14 protein-coding genes are annotated in these 19,096 nt (G+C 46.0%); 4 read left to right on the top strand and 10 right to left on the bottom strand.

The genetic code is table 11. The annotated features are described in order from the left end of the window. Positions 1 to 284: 284 nt before the first annotated feature. The 9 genes from ASG81_RS10760 to ASG81_RS10720 all read right to left on the bottom strand — a co-directional run bounded on the left by ASG81_RS10760 (position 285) and on the right by ASG81_RS10720 (position 11,245). Positions 285 to 1,028, bottom strand: coding sequence for a DUF975 family protein (locus ASG81_RS10760; RefSeq protein WP_056633211.1), 744 nt, complete (start codon positions 1,026 to 1,028; stop codon positions 285 to 287). A gap of 110 nt (positions 1,029 to 1,138) precedes the next feature. Next, entirely contained in the window at positions 1,139 to 2,125 is a 987-nt protein-coding gene (locus ASG81_RS10755) for an NAD(P)-dependent alcohol dehydrogenase (RefSeq protein ID WP_056633208.1), read from the bottom strand. Beyond that, positions 2,103 to 2,813, bottom strand: coding sequence for a DUF4386 domain-containing protein (locus ASG81_RS10750; RefSeq protein WP_056633203.1), 711 nt, complete (start codon positions 2,811 to 2,813; stop codon positions 2,103 to 2,105). The genes ASG81_RS10755 and ASG81_RS10750 overlap by 23 nt, the downstream gene beginning before the upstream one ends. Continuing rightward, on the bottom strand, positions 2,810 to 3,043 hold the full coding sequence (locus ASG81_RS10745; RefSeq protein ID WP_056633202.1) for a helix-turn-helix transcriptional regulator: 234 nt from the start codon (positions 3,041 to 3,043) through the stop codon (positions 2,810 to 2,812). The genes ASG81_RS10750 and ASG81_RS10745 overlap by 4 nt, the downstream gene beginning before the upstream one ends. Before the next feature lies 1 nt (position 3,044). Then, positions 3,045 to 3,491, bottom strand: a complete 447-nt coding sequence (locus tag ASG81_RS10740) for a hypothetical protein (RefSeq protein WP_056633199.1) — start codon at positions 3,489 to 3,491, stop codon at positions 3,045 to 3,047. 580 nt (positions 3,492 to 4,071) lie between these two features. Continuing rightward, complete coding sequence (locus ASG81_RS10735; protein WP_056633197.1) at positions 4,072 to 8,322, bottom strand: GH32 C-terminal domain-containing protein; 4,251 nt, start codon at positions 8,320 to 8,322, stop codon at positions 4,072 to 4,074. Between the two features lie 433 nt (positions 8,323 to 8,755). Continuing rightward, a complete protein-coding gene (locus tag ASG81_RS10730) occupies positions 8,756 to 9,061 on the bottom strand; it encodes a hypothetical protein (protein WP_056633195.1) in 306 nt (101 codons plus the stop codon). Beyond that, positions 9,045 to 10,484 carry a radical SAM protein gene (locus ASG81_RS10725; RefSeq protein WP_056633192.1) on the bottom strand — a complete coding sequence of 480 codons (1,440 nt, stop codon included), beginning with the start codon at positions 10,482 to 10,484 and terminating at the stop codon, positions 9,045 to 9,047. Before ASG81_RS10725 ends, ASG81_RS10730 begins: the two co-directional genes overlap by 17 nt. 2 nt (positions 10,485 to 10,486) lie before the next feature. Further along, complete coding sequence (locus tag ASG81_RS10720; RefSeq protein WP_056633190.1) at positions 10,487 to 11,245, bottom strand: prolipoprotein diacylglyceryl transferase; 759 nt, start codon at positions 11,243 to 11,245, stop codon at positions 10,487 to 10,489. A gap of 349 nt (positions 11,246 to 11,594) precedes the next feature. On the opposite strand from ASG81_RS10720, the gene ASG81_RS10715 reads away from it, so the two are divergent. Beyond that, positions 11,595 to 12,044 carry a hypothetical protein gene (locus ASG81_RS10715; RefSeq protein ID WP_056633187.1) on the top strand — a complete coding sequence of 150 codons (450 nt, stop codon included), beginning with the start codon at positions 11,595 to 11,597 and terminating at the stop codon, positions 12,042 to 12,044. 175 nt (positions 12,045 to 12,219) lie between these two features. Here ASG81_RS10715 and ASG81_RS10710 read toward each other — a convergent pair whose 3' ends face one another. Further along, entirely contained in the window at positions 12,220 to 12,750 is a 531-nt protein-coding gene (locus ASG81_RS10710) for an SRPBCC family protein (protein WP_235548816.1), read from the bottom strand. A gap of 656 nt (positions 12,751 to 13,406) precedes the next feature. Between ASG81_RS10710 and ASG81_RS10705 the strand changes: the two genes are divergently transcribed. The 3 genes from ASG81_RS10705 to ASG81_RS10695 all read left to right on the top strand — a co-directional run bounded on the left by ASG81_RS10705 (position 13,407) and on the right by ASG81_RS10695 (position 19,031). Beyond that, the gene (locus ASG81_RS10705) at positions 13,407 to 16,163 is read left to right on the top strand and encodes an ATP-binding protein (RefSeq protein ID WP_056633184.1); all 2,757 of its coding nucleotides are present in this window, start codon (positions 13,407 to 13,409) and stop codon (positions 16,161 to 16,163) included. Between the two features lie 80 nt (positions 16,164 to 16,243). Next, positions 16,244 to 17,038, top strand: coding sequence for a CheR family methyltransferase (locus tag ASG81_RS10700; protein ID WP_442952857.1), 795 nt, complete (start codon positions 16,244 to 16,246; stop codon positions 17,036 to 17,038). Then, positions 16,980 to 19,031: a PAS domain S-box protein gene (locus ASG81_RS10695; protein WP_056633180.1), complete on the top strand. Its 2,052-nt coding sequence runs from the start codon at positions 16,980 to 16,982 to the stop codon at positions 19,029 to 19,031. Before ASG81_RS10700 ends, ASG81_RS10695 begins: the two co-directional genes overlap by 59 nt. Positions 19,032 to 19,096: the final 65 nt, after the last annotated feature.

Here is a 19,096-nt window from a genome sequence, read left to right as displayed (position 1 = left end):
AGACCTAGCAGTGTGGGGCCATATCAATACGGAAGTATATGAGGCTCCATTTAATGGACTGTTGGCCATCATCACGGACCGAAACGGCATTTGCTGGGTTCTTTCCTATTATCGAGACTAGTTGAAGGGCTGCGACAGATTGCCCGTGGGCAGGCTGTTCGAGTTTCGCATATATCAAAAAAAAGTCTGTCGAGACCTCGAAGCTTGAGGTTTCGGCAGACTTGCTTTGTTCAACTATGGACATCGAATCCGGTTCTTAATAAGGTCGTCCTCCAGATGATGGTTTAAAAGACAGGTGTCTGAGTCAGCCGCAGCTCTTCTTCCGTTGTCAGGCCGTTCTCCAGCGCCTGTTGGCGCAATGTCAGGTACAGCTCCGCCTTCGTAGCATTGATATAGGGCAGCACAAACAGGACGCCGATGAAGATTGCCAGAATGCCGAGGAGGATCCAACCGATAAAGCTTAGATCAAGCACGAATATGCGAAATTTTTGTCTCCGAGTCATTTGATTGCTTAAATCCACAGCGCGCCTATACCCAATATTAGGGTTGTCAGCCAAAATAAACGGGACCATGCTGTAAGCGTAGGATTTCACGATCCCGGGGATGATGAGGAGCAAAAACCATAAGAAATTCAGAAAACCTCTCCAGAACATCGCTTTCACGATATCCAGATACCTGCGCTTGTTAAAAGCAAAGCCCAAATTGTTCAGGTTGACCTCATGTTCCGCAGATTGCTTGAAGTAACGAATCGAACCGACTTCGAGGGGGAAGCCGAGAAAGATGCGAAACGCAAGTGCGAACAAAAATATGAAAATCATAACGACAATCAAGATAGCAAGGAAAGGCGAGATGCTCCCCCAATCCATATCCGCGCCAGAGGAGTCGGATGATCCACCGTTAAAGTTAAAGCTGGGAGCGCCGCCCCCTCCACTGAAAATTGCCAGTATAATACTCACCAAAAATGCCTTCCAGTACGATGTCCGCAGCACATCCTTGGCTCTTCGTTTCAATTTTTTACGATCCCACATCGTAATCCCTCTCTCTATGAATACTTTGTTATTCATCTTACAATAGATGTCATAAAATTTATAGTAGGCACAAGATTGAAGTCATCACCGTTCTCGTATGCAGCACATAGTTAGGCTTTTTTATCATGTTGCAAATTTATAACTACATTACCCTTTTTGTGCCCTTTTTCAACATACCTGTGAGCCTCGGCAGTTTGTTCCAATGGATAGCAGCGATCAATAACTGATTTCAGTTGTCCAGACTCCGTAAGCTCTTTGAGAAAAACTAGATCTTCTTTGCGTGTGACTGCTGTCCCGCCGACGACTTTCTTGTCTGTTGTCATCGAATACAACAGCCCATTAATCATTGACCCCGCCATTACCGTATTAAGATAATACCCTTTGTTCTTCAGCGAGCTTTTGCATTGTGATAGCGAAGTCTTGCCTACCGTGTCAAAAATAATATCGTAGGTCTCGCCGTTTTTTGTAAAATCCTCTTGCGTGTAGTCAATGACCTTATCAATTGCTAGAGACTTTAACAATTCTATATTCTGAGTACTGCACACCCCGGTGACTTCTGCTCCAAAGTACTTGGCAAGCTGCACCGCAAAAGTGCCTACACTACCCGAGGCGCCATTGATAAGGACTTTTTTTCCGGGCTGGATGTTGCCTTTTTTGAGGAAAAACAGAGCGGTAATTGCTCCGACAGAAAGAGTAGCGGCTTCCTCATAGGTCATATTGTTCGGCTTTGTTACTACTGCCCCATTCTCGGGCAGACATTTATACTCGGCGTGGGCACCAAAATTCACCTTGAAGGTCGATGCAAAAACCTGGTCACCTGCCTTGAACAGGGTTACATCTTTGCCGATTGCTTCAACTTCACCGGCTAGTTCCATTCCGAATATCGGATTTCTTGGTTTTCTAAAACCTAAAGCAATCCGACCGGGGAGCCAGAACATAGGGGGGACTGTAAAACTTCGTATTCTGCAGTCCCCGGCGTTTACGGTTGTCGCATGCACTTTTATTAATATTTCATTGTCTTTGGGCTTAGGTTTTTCAATCTCTTTGAGCTGAAGAACCTCCGGCGATCCGTATTTAGTTGCTACAATTGCTTTTATAAATATCCCTCCTTGCCGATAAATTGAATCCTTTAACGATGAGCCATACCGCTAGAGTCATTTCATACAAGGCTACCGGAATCGCCAAAACGGCTCCCCATGCTGAAAGTTGAAGGATGATACCGAATATTTCCAACAAGGCTGCAATAAAAATAAGTGTCGCTCCGGTAAGACCCATGTATGATATAAATCGGGGAACGAGTTTTGATTTATAGAGTAAATAACTGCACATCATCGTATTTATGCCCAACATGAAGTTAGGACCAAGCATAAAGGTCCAGTCATGTATGGCTATTAATAATGTACCTGAAGTTTGAAAAGAGGAAGCATTCGAAGCTGCTGTTTCTACAAATTCCTGACTTAAGGTCAAGAGGGATAGTACGCTGACTATACCAATAGTAATAATAACGGCTTCAAGAAATCTGAAACAAACATACCCAAGAGCGATACTTTCATTGTGTTTTCTAAATAAGGGAAAAAGCATAATCGAAGTGCCAATAGCTGAACAGACAAGAATCAACTCAAATAGCGCTCCCAGTACCACTTGGTTTTTATGTTCAAAACCTGCAGTAAGGTAATCGGGATCATTTAGAATAGGATCGTATAAAATAAGACCGATTATCGACGTAACCGCCGCAAGCATAAATAGTATTCCCACGGTCATTGCAGTCTTTTTGTTAGAATTCATATTTTGTCTCCTTCTTTTTCATCCCCATAAAAGAATACCTCCTCCAAAGGTACATTGAAGGCGAGAGCAATGCGAAAAGCCAGTTCCAGAGAGGGGGAGTAGTTTCCCTTTTCCAGGGCCACGATGGTTTGTCTTGTTACGCCCGCCTTGTCAGCCAATTGCTGCTGAGTCATTTCATCAAAGTTGAATCGTAATCTTCGGATGTGATTGCCGACAAGATTTTTGCCCATATTAGACTCCTTTCCGATAGTGATAAAGTTTTGTAACGGAGCCGGTCACCTCGGAAATGAATCCGGCCGCGGTCAGGATAATGAACATCACCTGTGTCGGCTGATCAATCACCAGCGATCCCATGGCAAGAAGAAAGCCGACGATAAACGCATAAAAAGAATTTCGGGTCGCTTTCAAGTCAATGAGTTTATCCAGTTCATCCGCGAATGTTGGTTCCTTTTCTCTGGTCGTTATTCGAAAGAAAATGCTAAAAATAATGCTGATTATGATATGCGCGATTATCGAAACCAAAATCAGGATGAGCACGAAGGACCCCCAATAGCGAAAGGTTTCCGTCGACTCCAGCCCCCCTTCAGGGTACCTCGGGTACATGTACAAGCAATAAGATCCAAAAATAAGAATGACGCTGATCAACGATACGATGCTCTTCTTTTCTTGATAGGTCATGGTTTCGCCTCCTGTAAAATATACTTTACATTAAGTAAAGTTTTATATACATAAGATAACCAATATAATCCAAAATGTCAAGTTTGATTTACATTGCTTTTGGAGAAACCTACGCCTAAATTGCCTCTCCCTAAGATTGGTTAGTCCTTGACTATCTGCGACGTCGCCGCGCAGATGCACGAACGGAGAGCTATTGCAGGCTCATCGAGCAATGGGGACATACCACTCTGCATGAGATGAGTGCAATTCTCGTGGGTAAAAGCTAGGATAATGGGCAAATGATAGCTGAAGCCATTGGATTTCTGGTAGAGGGAATCCGGTTGCGGTGAGGGAAGAATAAGAGCCGATAGGCTGCGTCGGACGCGGGTTTTGAGATGCATTGATATAGTGGAGCGTGTAGCTTGCGAGGCTTGCTGAAATGGTGTCAAAGTCAACAATCTGAAGCTATGAGGCTAATACATGAGAAAACTGATATACCCAAAATTTGCTCTAGATTTTAATCAGATTAATTACAAACATGAAGTAAACAAGTTAAACCTTAGAAATAGGCAGGCGCCAATCCGGCGCCTGCTCCATCAAATTATGACTTTATCAGCTGCCACTTCTGCGCGGACGATCCGTTGCTCGAGTAGATCTGCACGTTCGTGCCGTCGGCGGTCCCCCCGCCTGCGACATCCAGCGCTTTGCCGCTGTCCGCTGCCTTCACTTCGAATGTGCCGTCGCTGTTCGGTGTGATTATCCACTTTTGATTGGCGTTGCCCAGGTTTTGCCACACCTGAACGTTGGCGCCGTCTCCGGTACCCGCCGCGTCAAGCGCCTTGCCGCTGGCTACCGAGGTGAGAGTGAAGGTGCCGTCTGTATTCGTCGTTAACGTCCACTTTTGGTTATCGTTACCGAGAGAAGACCAGATTTGGACATTGGCACCGTCTGCGGTTCCGGCCGCGTCAAGCACCTTGCCGCTGCCTGTGTTGATCAACCGATAGACGGTGGCGTTGATTAATTCCGGCCACCAGTAAACATTCTGATAATAGGAGACGCCTCCGAAGGCGTTTAGTCCGAAATAACCGCTGGCGAAGGTGCTGTCGTTTACATTAATGGATGGCGACGCTGCATTATCAAAATAGACCTTAATATTCGAGCCGCTGGCGACGATCTTGATATGGTAGGTTCTGCCCGGCTGGATAAAGGCCGGAGCGCTGGCCAGCATCTGGCTAGGGCTAAAGCTTCCGTTCAGCTTGTAGAACAGCCGGATCATACGGAAATTAGGGTCCACGTTGAGGTAATATCCGCTTGATCCGTCCGCATTTGAACGGAAGAGCAGGGAGCCGGCTCCGCCCGAGGCGTCAAGACGAATATCCGCTTCATACGTGAAATTGTCTGCCGAAACCGTAGAGATATAGTTCGTATCTTGATCAAAAGTGCCCGCAATGCCGTCTGCAGAGGCGTACCAGCGTCCCGTCGCCGGCTGGACGAAGCCGGTCAGATTCGTGTTGAACGCGCCTCCGACCTCGACGACGGTTTGACCGATTATCCCTCCTGCCTGCGTCGTAGCTGTAATGACTGCCCGCCCACGCGCCACCCCTGTTACGTTCGCGCTTCGGGAATCCACTGCCGACACAGTCGCAATTGCCGTGTTGCTGGAGCTCCATGTGACGTTATTATTGGTTGCGCTTTGCGGCAGAACGGCGACGTACAGCTGCTTAGTCGCCCCCGGCGCCACATCCATACTCGTGCTGTCCATGACAACCTTCTGTGGAGCCGTGCCGGAGGTTGGCTCGCTCCGCCACGTATTTGCAAGCGGATACACTTGCAGCGAGACGACCTTCACATTGCCGCCGTTCGTGTAGAAGGTGAGTCCGTCTCTTGCATCGCCCGGCAGGATCATATCAGAGAACACGACCTTGCCGTCGTTACCGAACACTTCGATCGAGGACTGGTCGATGAAAATATGCAGCTTGATCCGATTATTCACCGGTACAACCGTTGCATCCTGCCAGCCGGAGAAATACGTGGTGAAATCGTCCATCCCGGCATCGGTCCGGTTGATGAACATCTGGTTCAGCCCCGGCTTGTAGCCGACATACGTCATCTGGTCACCCAGTTCGCGAAGGCGGAAGCCGAATTCCGCTGAAACGTCTGTCGCCGGTATTTCGAACTCGCCGACGATTTCATAGGCGCTGCCCGAGAAATTCGCCAGTAAATTCGTCGTCGAAGGGGTGACGGTCACATTGCTGAAGGAAGAAGCCGTTCCGCGCAGCGCCTGCAGCTCGGCCACCGGCGTTTGCACGAGCCGGACACCTTCGCCTGCGTAGTTCTTTAGCGTTAGGACGCGCGGAATGGAAAATTGTCCTTTCCACGGACGGGTCGGGTAGCTGAACGGATAGTCCCAGTTCGTCATCCAACCGAGCTGGATGCGGCGACCGTCCGCAGCGGGAATGTCCGAGAAGGAGACTGCGGCGTACATATCTTTGCCCCGCTCGCTACGAAGGACCGTTGCCGCAGGATTGTCGCTCGTGAACGTCGTACCGTCGAAGCCGCCGACAAAATATTCCGAAGCCGAGCCGTCCGTCTGCCGGACTGCGCCGGTGCTGAGCGTCAGCACCCACTTCTTGTTTGCAGGATTGCCGTCAACCGAAAGCTGGAACAGATCCGGGCATTCCCATACACCGCCGTGAAGGTAAGCGCCAAAGCCGAAGGAGCTGGCATATGTCCAGTTGATTAGGTTCGTTGACGTATAAAATCTGATATGGTCGCCGCCGGAGACGACCATGACCCACTTGGAATGGTCGCTGTCCCATACCACTTTCGGGTCGCGGAAATCCCAGCTGCCGCTTGCGCCGCCCGGATTTTCGATGATGGCGCCGCTGCCATAGAAGGACCAAGTGCGTCCTTTGTCATTGCTGTAGGCGAGACCGATTTTCTGATTGCCGTTCGTCTTGTCCGGATTGAAGGAGGTGTAGTAGGCGAGCAGCCCCGAACCGCCGTTGAACAGCCCGGAAACGTCATTCGCATCGACAATCGCCGCGCCGGACCATGAATGACCCATATCATTCCACGGAAGCGCGATCGGAAGGTTTTTCCAATAGTTTAGATCCGTGCTGACTGCATGCGCCCACTTACCGCCTTCCTGATGGAATAAATGGTATTCCCCTTCATAATAGACAAGCCCGTTCGGATCGGCTACCGCGCTTCGCGGCGATGTGAAATGGTATTGCGGACGGTAAGGCTCGCTGTACCATTTGTTCGATTCCGTGACGTACACGTTCTGGAAATAAGCCGTTCCATTGTAGGCGTTCATGCCGATTTTGCCGCTTGCATAGCTGGTATCCGTCACCGAGATGACCGGAGCGGCATAGCCGTCGAGGTAGATCTTGATGCTGGAGCCGACAGCCTCAACCTCCAGATGATACGTCTTGCCTGGAACGATCACACGGCTCGCCGAGGCAATTGTGCCTCCTCCGTTTGCGTTGAACAGGCGCACTTGATCCAGATTAGGGTCGATATTCACCACGTACCCGGAGGTGCCTTGCGTATTCCCGCGTAAGACGAGCGCCGCTGTTCCGAGCGGGGTGGCAGCATCCACCTTTAGATCGCCCTCCAGAACGAAATTGGACGAAACGTTCTCTGCCATGCGGAACGTATTGACCGTACCGGCGCTGACAGCTTTGACTCCGCCAAGGTTCGGCATCCAGGTTCCGCCCATGTCAGTCCAGCTGTACAGGTTCGTATTTATATCGCTGATCCGGATATTTTGGAAAACGGCGCTGCCGTTGTAGACGCCTAGACCCAATTGGCCGGAAGCGTAGCTGGCGTCCGTAACCGAGATGGCCGGCGTGTAGCCGGTCAAGATCTGCGAGCCTGCTTGCTGAAGGTACACTTTGATTGCGCTGCCCTCCGCTTTTATCCGAAGCTGGTATACCTTACCCGTATCGATCGTGACGGTTTGGGTTGCCAAGGTCACATCGCCGCTCGTCTTAAACAAGCGAAGCCGGTCCAAGTTTGCGTCAACCTGCAGTCCATAGGCCTGTGTGCCAGCCGCATTGGAGCGGAACAACAGCGTTGCGATGGCATGGGTGCTTTCAATGAGCACGTCAGACTCATATGTGAAGCTGTCCGAGCTTGTGCCGGCCATGAAGTAGCCGTTCTGGCCACTGGCCGCTGAAGCCCGAATGCCTAGCGAACTCGAAGTCCATGTGCCGGAGGAAGCCGTCCAGCCGGTTAAATTCGTATACATATCGTAAGCGGTTACATTTTGGAAATACGCCGTTCCGTTATATACGTTGTAGCCGTAGCTGCCTTTGGCGTATTTGGTGTCGCTGACAGAAATCGCAAGCGTGCCGCCCAAATATACTTTGAGCGCAGGGCCGTCCGCTGTAACCTTCAGATGATAGGAAGCTCCCGTATTCAGCGATGTGCTGTAAGGAGTCCCGACGGTTGAGCCGGTCGCCAGATCGAACAACCGGAGACGGTCCAAATTCGGATCCACGCTCAGCGCGTAGCCTTTGCTGCCGTCTTCAGATGCCCGGAAGATGAGCGAGCCGACGCCGTAGGGCGAGGAAGCATCTACCTTCACATCCGCTTCGAGCGTAAAATTCGTTTCACTCGCCGCATTCGTCATACTGAACGCATTGGCATTGTCGGCGCTGACGCCTTTAAGTCCCTCACTGGTCTGTTCGGACCAGTTGCCCGTTATCGGGAGGTAGCTGGGCACGTTCGAGCGGAACTCGGCAGTCGCGGCCGCATGAATCGTGAGGAACATCGAACTGATGATAACGGTTGCTAGAAGCACGCCAAATTTGAGGAAGTGATTTCGTTTCATGTTTAGTTTCATGATAAGCCTTCTTCCATCGTATTGTGGTAATTATGTAAGCGCATACAATTTAGTTCGCGTAAAACCGATTTTTTCGTGAATTTCCCCTCCTTTTTGGATGAGCAGAGCCGACGCCGCCCGGTGTCAATTCTTGAATGAGCGTGCTCTTTTTGTCATTATAAAGGCATTTTGCAGGATAATACTTTTACTTTGTTTGGTTTCGCACTTTCACTTTTTTCGCATTTAACCTTGGGGTAGGAGTGCCAGCAGATGACCGACAATCTAAAAATGAGTTCTTCAAGCTATTTTTGATGGGGGAAGAGTAAGGGCAGATAGGCCGCGTAGGACGCGGGTTTTGGGGTTGTGAAAGGATGCCAAGAGGAGGGCTGTTACGGCCCTCTTTTGGCTTTCCATCTGAATTGCAGCAGATCTAAGGCGGCTGAATTAGCAAGGCTCATAGAGAAAAATTGCCACTAAGCAGGAGACCGAAGCAGGCAGCGTTCAACAGAAAAGTAATGCCGGCGCCGATAAGCAATCCTTGGACGATACCGCTTTTTTTACGGAAAATAAGGATAGCAGGAATCAGGTATAAGAGTTGTGCGATGCTGATAAAGAAAAAGGCGATAGGAAAAAGGAAAAGCAATAAATGCAGCACGGTGAGCAGCCCGATTCCGTGCCATACTTGCTTGGTATGATCAGGCGATTTGCCAGAAGGCGATACGTCTAGCTGCTTGTTATCCTCATCACTCATTCCACTCATTGATTTTACCTCCCGGGCGCATGTCAAATTCATTTCTCAGCTCGGCCAGCTTCTTCTCTTGATCACCGCGATAGAACATATTGTACGTGTCAAAAGGAATGATTCGTCCATCGGGGTGTACGATGTGAACGCAAGATTTTTTGACAGAGCGTACATCAAAATTGTATGGATCTAAAAACTGCATAATGATGACACGGAATACATTATCATAGCTAATGTTGTCAGGCACGGCGACCATCGGCAAGCAGCATAGCAGGTTTTTTAGCGAAAGCGCTGAAGAGGCAGGGGAATGAGCAGTCGAGAACAGCTCGAATATTTTTGACTTAAGGGTTTGATCCTGCTCGAACACGATCGTGTTGCGGCCGCCTTCCAGTAATATTTGAGGGTCCATTAATCCGGTAAGCGGCAGCACATCCCCGCCAAGCTTCAAGGCGTAGCCCATCGCCAAACAATCGGGGTGACATGGTACCGGAATAATATCCTCAGAGCGAAAAATACCCGATTGGTCAATTATTCCTTGCCGCACCTCACTAAGGGTCAAGCGATCCTTCGCCGGATCGTAATCTTCCAAACGTCCTGCCGCTTGGATAGGCTGGAAGGTCACACCGCGTACGGCGGGCTGCTTCAGGCCGAACTGAATAATGTCGCCGATCTCATGATCGTTCAGTCCTTTTTTGAGCGTAACGACCAGCGTGGTCGAGATATTGAATTCGTTCAAATGCTCTAAAGCCCGGCGGCGAACGTCGCGCAAATCAACGCCGCGAAGCTCTCGCAATGCCTCTTCCTGGAAGCTGTCGAACTGCAAGTAAATTTCAAAGCCGGGCATATATTCGACTAACCGCTTGGCAAAGCTGCGGTCCTGGGCAATGCGGAGGCCATTGGTGTTTACCATAACATGCTTGATTGGCTTGCTTTTGGCGAGGTCCAGTATTTCGAAAAACTGCGGATGAATAGTAGGCTCGCCCCCGCTAATTTGCACAATGTCGGGCTCGCCCTCGTTGCGGACGATGGCATCGAGCATTTTCTCGATCTGCTCCAGTGAGCGCCACGAATCCTTATGCGGGGAGGACTCCGCATAGCAAATCGGACATTGCAGATTACAGCGGTCTGTGACCTCGAGCAGCGTCAGACAGCTGTGCTGCTCATGATCGGGACATAGACCGCAATCATAGGGACAGCCGTAGCGGATCGGTGTGTTCCAGTGCTGCGGCATTTCCGCAGGCTTCAGGAATTCGCGGCATTTCTTATAATAGGCGGCGTCGCTTGCAATCAGTACCTTTTCCCGTCCATGCTGTCCGCAATATTTGAGCAGAAACACTTGATTGTCCTCAATGATGACTTTAGCTTCGACCTTGCGCAAACATTTTGAACAGATGCTGTTCGTTAGCTCGTAGAAAATGTAGGGTCTGTTTTTCGTTGTCATCGTTACAATTCCTTCCTATGTGGGCGTAATGGCTGTCCCCACTTGTATATCAAAGCAAAGTAATAGAGTAAGCCTGCGAGGCAAGCCAGTTGAATATTGTTGAGTCCGAGATAAAGATGAGGGGTCGGCTTTATAAAATCGACGGCTAAGCGGAACAAGAGATACCCCGCCATAAAAAGCTGGAAAATCGCTCCGTCAGGAAATGCGGCTCTTTTTTTCCATCGATAGAGCGTCCCGCCAAGCAGAAGCAGGAAAGCAATTTCATACAGTTGTGTCGGGTGTCTGAGGATGCCGTCACCAAAATCAATGCCTGTCATCCAAGTTGTCGGCGTGCCGTAGGTATGATCACTAAGCCCGGTCATAAAACAGCCGATGCGCCCGATAACCATGCCTACGATAATCGGCAGCGCCATATCATCGCCGGTGGAACGGGTAATGCCGACGCGCTTCTTCATCCACTCCACACCGATCAATCCGCCTAGCAGTCCGCCGACTATCGTTTTGCCCTCCATTAAATAGGTGTAGCTGCGCCAGTTTTCGATCGTCCGCATGGGGTCCTCCAGCCAGTACAACACTTTAGACCCGATGGCAGCTCCTAGAATGGCGCCGACAATGATCCACATGCCCTGCACAATCGGAAGCTTATCTTTGCTGCGGGTGTAGAGGTACACTCGATAGCCGATAAAATAAGCGAGCGCTTCAAATACCGCATGAGGATGCAGCTTTATAAAGCCAAGATTGATCCAAATAGGGAAGGTCATCACGTTCTCCAGTTTCGTTTTATGGATTTATTTTCTATACATTCGCTAGCGGCAATTGATAATCCTTTATGTTCACAAGGGATCAGGTGTGTTAGAGTGACATCGAAATACCCGAGGAGAAACCAAGATTAATTTATTATTGATAAATATGAAAACATCGTTTCTTCTACTTCAAATATTAGGTTAACTGTAAGTATTTTCAACGTATTAAAGCTGTGTTAGTCCATAATTATTATTATTTTTATTAAAAACAGGTTTTTATTTTTAAATTTTATTGAAAATATACACACGGAACTCTCTCAATTTCCATATGATAATATTAATTCTTAATGAAAGGGGGATGGTGTGAATGAAGAAAAAAGGGGGATGCAAAGGCTCAAAAAGTCACGGTTGTAAAAGCTCGGGAAGTCGAAGCGACGGTTGTAAAAGCTCGGGAAGCCGAAGTCACGGTAGTAAAAGCTCGGGGAGCAGAAGCCACGGAAGTAAAGGCTCGGATTGTCGGAGCGACGGAAGTAAAAGATCAGAGGAAAAAAGCTGCGGCAAAAATAGTCACTTTCATTGCATTCTATCAGATATTGGAGTAGGTACTGCCAATATTCGAATTCATTTTGACGGAACAGTTCGTACTGGAGTGTTTTTAGGCATTGTAGATGGCTGTGTCGTTATAAATGTGAATGGTGTCGTTAGCTATATAAAAATTACTTCAATAACTGCCGTGGATGTTGGGTGCAGCAAGGAAAAGAAAACGAAAAAGAAATGTATTCCTAAATGTAGAAAGCGGCGGGTGAAGAATAAGTGATGAGAAGCTCCGTCGTACTAAGACTGAGCTTACATCGTACTTGTCCCAGTAAGGTTTTTACGCTGGATTCTAAAAATAGAGCACAGGAGGTGTGATCTCCTGTACTCTTTTTTTATGTTTAACATGGAATCCTAACTCAGAAATTAAACTCGAACCAATTCCGAACGCTGGTACCTTAGATTTTCGCTAAATATGCGTCGAGCTGGTCAAAGGTGCCGCCGAATCCTTGCTGCATGGATTCAAACATGCCTTTATAGAACTCGTGCTCCTCAGCTGTTGCATGGTGAGGGCCTCCCCGAAGAGTGAGGGTGGTTTGGCCTTCATGCTCGGCGAACGTTGCGATATTCATCACTTCAAGCGGAAATTCAGAACTGAATGGGGGACGTATTGTATGGCCCTCTGCATCGGAGAAGGAGTTGATGAATACGATTTTTTCCGGTGCAACGATTTCTTGATAAACGAACTTGCCCCACATTTCATGGCCATCAGGGGAGCGCATGCTATAATGGAACATACCGCCTGGGCGCAGATCAAGCTTCTTTACTTCAAGTGACATACCCGTAGGCCCCCACCAATGCATCAAGTGCTCAGACTCCGTCCATACTTTAAACACTAACTCACGCGGTGCGTTGAAAGTGCGAGAGATAACAAATTTTCCTTCCTCTGTGTTCATGGGATTGGTGTTTGCTGCTTGGCTTTCAGTCATGACAATTCCTCCAATTTTGATTTTAGTATGGATTAGGGTCAATGTGTAATCGGTTGGGCTCGGCGAGTGCGAGTAAGATTAGTTCATGAATCGAATATACTCCATATGGAATATTCATGTCAAGGAATATTATATTCATGTTTGCCCGAAGCAGAATTGAAAGACTGATCGTATTGCCGAAACCGACTGCCATTCAATAATATCTAAAAAATTCCAGATTTAAGTATAAATGTAGTTTACAAGCGAGTTCCCAAGTGATGCGATAAAAGAGAAATCTGTTATAATGCTTATAGGAGACTATAAGGTGCTCAATTTCACTTCATACTTTTGTAAATTACATGTTAAATTTGAAATAACTATTCATTTTTCATTCCGCTATATTTATAATTAAACTTAATGCTTTGGAGGTTTAGATTGCATTGAAGCAACAAGGACTGTATCGACTAAAGGGCCGGCTTGAGCCCCGGGCGTGCTTTTCAAAATAGGAATAATACTTGCAATAACGAATCTCCTCGCACCATCCGTCTTGCTAAAACGTTGACCCCACAGCCTCCTTGTCCGAGGTAATGCAAATGACAATCGCTTTAAAGAGAAGAAATAATTTATAATTCCCCTAAATTAGTAATTTATAGACATTTAAATAGAATGGAGATTATATGAAATTCAAAACAAAGCTCTATTTAGGATTGGGTTCTTTTTTAGTAATCATTATTATCCTCGTGACGTTTTTAATAAATATGCTGGATCAAATAACGGTAAAAATGAATGTCGTAGTCAAGGAATTATCCGAAAGGGTAAGTATGACTGCAACCATTCAGTACGAGATTGCCAATTTGGACAGGGGATTAAAGGGGCTCACTTCCGATCCGCCTGATGATCTCCTTCAAGATTTCACGAATGATATGGAAAAATCCCGTATGAATACGAGTATGGCCATTGAGTCCCTAAAGAAGATGGATACTCGTGAAAAGTCACAGGAATTAATTGTAAAATTCACGGCACTCTATGGAACTTATACTGAAATGACACAACAAATTTTAACACTCAAAAAAGCGGGTATGAAGGCTGAATACGAAAAATTGCTATGGTATGATTCGAAGCAGCTTCGTGAACGTCTGCTGCAAAATATAGACTTACTAAATACCCTGCAGGAACAAGAGATGAAAAACGAATTGTATCGGACCCGCGCGACATATAATGTAGCCACCAAAATGATTTATACATATGTCTTAATAGGTTTGATAATCGGAATAGGGATGACGGTTTGGTTGATCCTAAGCATTACAAAGAATCTTAATAAAGTAACATCTGTAATGACTAGCGTAACCCATAATAATGTAACGAAGTTACCCCGCATTAAGGTGACTTCCAAAGATGAGTTTGGTGCGATTGCTGAAGCCTTTAATGGAATGGCCCAAGATTTGGAAGAACGCGCCAAGCAGGAAATAGAGTTAAAAGAAGAGGCTCAGGAAAAGAGTTGGCTAAAAACAAAAATTGCAGAAATCGCCACGATGTATTCTAAAGTGGATGATTTGCAGACCTTGGCTCAATTGTTTATTACGAAGATTACGCCAATGGCGGGAGCCAGTTATGGAGTCTTCTATACGCAGGAGGGGGAAGGGGATCAATACCGCCTTCGAAAGTTGGCTGGCTATGCTGCTCATCATGAACCATTTGGATTCGAAAGTTTTCGTGTGGGGGAGGGGCTGGTTGGACAATGTGCAGCGATAAAAAAGTCTATCTTGCTTAATCAGATCCCGGAGGATCATCTAAAGATAGTTTCCGGTACCGGCATGTCGTCGCCAGCAAGCCTAATCATTTTACCCGCTGAGTATGAAGGGGAGATACTGGCTGTCATTGAATTGGCTACCTTTGAAACATTCACTCCACTTCAGCAAATGCTGCTTCATGAGGTTATGAGCAAAATTGGGATTGCCATAAATAGTGTTAAAAGCCGAATGCTAGTGGCAAAATTGCTGCAAGAATCGCAGGCTCTTACAGAAGAACTGCAAAGTCAATCGGAGGAGCTCCAAATGCAGCAAGAGGAATTAAGATCGGCCCATGAAAGACTCGAAGAACAATATGAAAACTCGGAACAGAAGAAGACGGAGCTGGAAGAAATCAGGCTGGTTCTCGAGGAAAAAGCTCAGCATTTGGCACTTAGCTCTCAATATAAATCCGAGTTTCTTGCCAATATGTCCCATGAACTGCGAACACCGCTCAACAGTTTATTGATTCTGACTCATATACTTGCTGAGAATTCGGAGAGGAATCTTACCGATAAACAATTGGAATATATCCGGACAATCTATTCATCAGGTGATGATCTGCTCAATTTAATCAACGACATCTTAGATTTGGCGAAAGTGGAATCTGGAAACTTGGAGGTGATTCCTGAAGAATTACAGCTTCAGGATGTGCAGGTATTTGTAGAAAATCAATTTTTCCCGATTGCCCGCCAGAAAGGGATTGAATTTTCCGTCCGGATCGATCCGGATTTACCGAAGAGTATATTTACCGACGAGCATCGCTTGCAGCAAATTCTGAAAAATTTATTATCAAATGCCTTTAAATTCACGGAAAAGGGCAGTGTATCCCTATATATTCAGAAGACGTCCCAAAAAGTTTTTGGTGAAAAACCTATTGCTGACCAAATGGGATCTGTGTTGGCCTTTTCAGTTGTAGATACGGGAATTGGGATTCCGGAAGAAAAACAGGAAATGATTTTCGAGACATTTAAGCAGGCGGATGGAACCACAAGCCGAAAATACGGCGGCACTGGTTTAGGTCTGCCGATTAGCCGGGAAATTGCCCAGCTGTTAGGCGGTTTCATCCAAGTGAATAGTGAGGTAGACAAGGGAACTACCTTTACTCTGTATTTGCCCAGTATTGAATCGTTCCCATTGACAGAAAACCGATCCTCTATGAAAGAGGTGGCCGCAGGGCATTACGAACAGGCGCACAATTCCGTGGAATCTGCTGCGAAGAATGGACTGCATGTTGAATCGTGGAACCCTAATCCGTATGAAAAAAACTTGCTCGACGGTAAAAAAATTCTCATTGTGGACGATGATATGCGCAATATATTCGCGTTAACGACTGCGTTAGAGGGATATCAAATGGAAGTAATATTTGCGCTAAATGGCCTTGAAGGAATTGAAATCTTATGCAGCAACCCTGAGACGGATTTGGTATTGATGGATATCATGATGCCGGAGATGGACGGTTTTGAGGCCATCCACGCGATTCGTCAAATGCCTCAATTCAAAAATATTCCAATAATCGCACTTACAGCAAAGGCAATGAAACAGGATAGGGAACAATGCATGAATGCCGGGGCTTCTGATTATATCAGCAAACCAATAAATATTATTCAACTACTCTCACTGATACAGGTATGGGTATATAGATAGGCGGGACTACCATTACAGAGCTAATCGATGAAAAGAGTAAAAATCAAATACAAGATGATGCCGAATTAGAAAAAATTGAAATCGAATTATTGCTTGAAGGCATGTATCGTTATTACGGCTTTGATTTTAGGTACTATTCATTTCCCTTTATTCAGCGCAGAATATGGTATCGCATTCGTGCTGAGAAATTAAAAAGCATATCTGGCCTTCAGGAGAAGGTTTTCCATGACCCTGACTTGATGAAAAGATTTTATGCTGATTTCTCTATCAATGTGACGGAGATGTTCCGCGATCCCAGCTTTTTTTTATCCTTTCGAAATAAAGTCATTCCGAAGCTGAGGGAATACCCATTTATTCGGATTTGGCATGCAGGCTGTTCAGTAGGACAAGAAGTTTATTCGATGGCCATTCTTTTGCACGAGGAAGGAATATACGACAAAACTAAAATCTATGCAACAGATATGAATGGCACTCTTTTAGAAGAGGCAAAAAGTGGAGTTTTCCCTTTAGAACGGATGCAAATGTATACTAAAAATTATTTGGAAGCTGGTGGAACGAGGGCCTTTTCCGAATACTACACAGTTAAGCAGGATAAAGTGATTTTCCATCCTTTTCTTCGGGAAAATGTTGTATTTGCTCAGCATAATTTGGCGACCGATCACTCTTTTAATGAATTTCACATCATTATTTGCCGAAATGTGATGATTTATTTTAATAAATCTTTGCAAAATCATGTACATCAGCTGTTTTATGAGAGTTTAAGTTTATCGGGTTTTATTGGTCTCGGTAATAGAGAGGGGATTCGGTATACAAGATATGCTGACCATTACGAAGAGTTTGATTCCGCAGAAAGAATGTACCGTAAAATCAAATAGTGCAATATCCGCCGAAAAGGTCAATATTTTAATAGTGGATGATCACCCGGAAAATTTATTAGCTTTAGAAGCTGTGCTCATGTCCCCGAACTATTGTTTTACCAAAGCAAATTCGGGTGAAGAAGCATTGATGTATGTTTTACAGCGGGACTTTTCCGTTATTGTGCTGGACGTGCAAATGCCGGGATTGAATGGATTTGAAACGGCTAAATTAATCAAGGAAAGAGAAAAATCAAAACATATCCCTATTATTTTTGTTACTGCTATTAGCCAGGATATTGAAAATGTCCTTCGTGGTTATTCCGTTGGAGCCATTGACTATATCACCAAACCCTTCCATCCGGAAACGCTGAGGCGGAAAATTGAACAACTTATAAACATTCACAAAAATTATGAACAAAGTGAATGGGAGCGTACTCTTGAGCTTCAGGAAGTTAACCAAAAACTTGACCGCACGACGCTGGATTTGCGCAATAAGGAAGCAGTGGCGAGGGTGATTGGAGAGACACTGATAGATACGATTATAACATTTGATGAAAGCGGATATATTTTTTCTGTCAACCATGCAGTTAAAGATATGTTTGGTTACATCACTGATGAGTTATTAGGCCAGCATGTCGCTAACCTTCTCCCTGCCTTTAAGCAAGATGATGGGAAAGAGGCCTCATTGATCATTTCTCCCAAGGTCAAGCCGATTACCGGCAAGTTGATGGAGGCTGTTGCCTTGCGCAAAGACAAAAGCATTTTTCCCGCGGATATTCAAATTGGGGAAGCAAATATAGAGAATCAAAACATCTATGTATGTTCCATTCGTGATATTACGGATAGAAAAAAGTTCGAGGCTCTGCGAAGGCAGCAATTCAATGATTTAGAGAAGCTGGTGGAAGAGCGGACTTTGGAACTCTTACTGGCTAACGAGAAGCTCCAGAAAGAAATTGAGGAGCGAAAAAAAATAGCGGACGATCTTCGCTTATCCCAGGAACGTTTTCGGAAAATTTTTGAGTCCAGTCCTTGCTTGATAGCAATTCGTTCTCTCCAGGATGGAAGGTTCATTGATGTTAATGAGAGATGGTTACATTATACCGGTTATTGTTATGAAGAGGTAAAGAATCAAACGGACGATATGCTGCATCTTATACCGGACTCTGATAGGAGCAATACCGGTTTATTCAGTCTTGAATGCGGGAAATCGATTCGCAATGAGAAGATTCGATATAGGAGCAAGTCCGAGGAAGTGCGCGAGGGTTTATTGTCAACAGAACGAATAGAAATCCAAGGAGAAGCATGTATTATCATTGTTGTGACTGACATAACCGAAAGAATTCTATTGGAGAAAGAAATGGCTCGATTGGACCGTTTGAATTTAATTGGGGAGATGGCAGCAGGAATTGCCCATGAAATTCGAAATCCATTGACTTCTGTCAGGGGATTTTTACAAATGTCCAAGTTTAAACGTGATATTCTTTCACTGGAGCATATTGAATTAATGATGGGAGAACTTGATCGGGCCAACGGCATCATTACAGAATTTCTGACTCTGGCTAAAAATAAAGTCAATGATAAAACCCAAAAGCATCTCAATGAGATTTTAATAGCGCTATTTCCGCTGATTCAGGCAGAAGCGCTGCTTTCTGACAAGCATGTGCTGCTTGAATTAGGGGATTGCCCGGAACTATATTTAGATGAAAAGGAAATTCGCCAGCTTATATTGAATCTCGTTTTAAATGGGTTGGAGGCCATGTCTTCAGGAGGAACGCTTACGATAAAGACATATTCTGAAGAACAATCGGCCGTTCTGGAGATACGGGATGAGGGAGTGGGAATTAAACCGGAGCTACTGGAGAAAATAGGAACCCCCTTCTTCACAACGAAAGAGAAGGGATCCGGATTAGGCCTAGCTATTTGCTACAGTGTGGCTGAACGTCATCATGCTGTCATCGATGTAAAATCAGGTGATCATGGGACTGTCTTTTCTATTCGTTTCAGGCTTTGATTATGCATGAACGCATGAAGCGAAACAGAATTCCGAATGTCCGGAAAAACCATGCGGGGAGGGGA

Origin of the sequence: Paenibacillus sp. Soil522, from assembly GCF_001428245.1 — a bacterium.
Taxonomy (GTDB): Bacteria; Bacillota; Bacilli; order Paenibacillales; family Paenibacillaceae; genus Pristimantibacillus.
The sequence above is the reverse complement of the archived record's forward strand: the minus strand, read 5'-3'. Positions and strand labels throughout refer to the sequence as shown.

What these genes read in the sequence shown, in the direction of transcription:
- ASG81_RS10760 (WP_056633211.1), bottom strand. Translation starts at nt 1,028, where the DNA reads ATGTGGGATCGTAAAAAATTGAAACGAAGAGCCAAGGATGTGCTGCGG.
- ASG81_RS10750 (WP_056633203.1), bottom strand. Translation starts at nt 2,813, where the DNA reads ATGAATTCTAACAAAAAGACTGCAATGACCGTGGGAATACTATTTATG.
- ASG81_RS10745 (WP_056633202.1), bottom strand. Translation starts at nt 3,043, where the DNA reads ATGGGCAAAAATCTTGTCGGCAATCACATCCGAAGATTACGATTCAAC.
- ASG81_RS10740 (WP_056633199.1), bottom strand. Translation starts at nt 3,491, where the DNA reads ATGACCTATCAAGAAAAGAAGAGCATCGTATCGTTGATCAGCGTCATT.
- ASG81_RS10735 (WP_056633197.1), bottom strand. Translation starts at nt 8,322, where the DNA reads ATGAAACTAAACATGAAACGAAATCACTTCCTCAAATTTGGCGTGCTT.
- ASG81_RS10730 (WP_056633195.1), bottom strand. Translation starts at nt 9,061, where the DNA reads ATGAGTGGAATGAGTGATGAGGATAACAAGCAGCTAGACGTATCGCCT.
- ASG81_RS10725 (WP_056633192.1), bottom strand. Translation starts at nt 10,484, where the DNA reads ATGACAACGAAAAACAGACCCTACATTTTCTACGAGCTAACGAACAGC.
- ASG81_RS10720 (WP_056633190.1), bottom strand. Translation starts at nt 11,245, where the DNA reads ATGACCTTCCCTATTTGGATCAATCTTGGCTTTATAAAGCTGCATCCT.
- ASG81_RS10715 (WP_056633187.1), top strand. Translation starts at nt 11,595, where the DNA reads ATGAAGAAAAAAGGGGGATGCAAAGGCTCAAAAAGTCACGGTTGTAAA.
- ASG81_RS10710 (WP_235548816.1), bottom strand. Translation starts at nt 12,750, where the DNA reads ATGACTGAAAGCCAAGCAGCAAACACCAATCCCATGAACACAGAGGAA.
- ASG81_RS10705 (WP_056633184.1), top strand. Translation starts at nt 13,407, where the DNA reads ATGAAATTCAAAACAAAGCTCTATTTAGGATTGGGTTCTTTTTTAGTA.
- ASG81_RS10695 (WP_056633180.1), top strand. Translation starts at nt 16,980, where the DNA reads ATGCTGACCATTACGAAGAGTTTGATTCCGCAGAAAGAATGTACCGTA.